Below are 608 nucleotides of genomic sequence, written 5' to 3'. Positions count from 1 at the left end.
CGTCATCCCCGCGAAGGCGGGGATCCAGAGACTTCAGAGCCCTGCCTCGGTGAAGCCCTGGATGCCCGCTTTCGCGGGCATGACGATAGGTGGGTTTCGCGGCGCTGCGCGTCGCTGCGTCCCCGAACACGCGAACGGCCGCGCGCGGCGGCCGTTCGCTTTGCTGCGGCGCTGCGCCGCCGCGCGGTACGCCGTCAGCGCTTGCCGCCGAGCAGGTTGCCGCCGATCTTGAGCAAGTCGCCGAGGCCGAGCTGGCCGTCGCCGTCCTGGTCGAGCACCGCGCCGAGCAGGCCGCCGGCGCCGCCCTGCTGCTGGATGCGCTGGTGCTCCTGGCCGAGCGCGTCGCCGAGCTGCTGCGGGCTGGCCGCGGCCTGGTTGCCGCCGGAGAACATGCGCTGGGCGAGGTAGGACAGCACGATCGGCGCGAGGATCTTCAGCAGGGTGTTGGCCTGGCCGCCGCCGAGGCCGGTGCTCTGGCCCAGGCCCTGCGCCGCGGTGTCTTCGCGGCCGCCGAAGATGTGGCCGAGGATGCCGGCGCCGTCGGTCTGGCGGCCGCCGCCGCCGCCGAGCACCGCGCCGAGCACGCCGCCGAGGTCCAGCCCGGCCGC

The 608-nt window shown here is 75.2% G+C and carries 1 protein-coding gene; it reads right to left on the bottom strand.

Going from position 1 to position 608, the window contains the following annotated elements; genetic code table 11:
- Positions 1-194: 194 nt before the first annotated feature.
- The coding region (locus tag A7A76_RS16760) for a DUF937 domain-containing protein (protein WP_206412269.1) at positions 195-608 on the bottom strand (414 nt) is incomplete at its 5' end.

It is taken from the genome of Lysobacter enzymogenes, assembly GCF_017168095.1.
Lineage (GTDB): Bacteria > Pseudomonadota > Gammaproteobacteria > Xanthomonadales > Xanthomonadaceae > Lysobacter > Lysobacter enzymogenes_D.
This window is presented reverse-complemented; position numbering and strand designations above follow the sequence as displayed.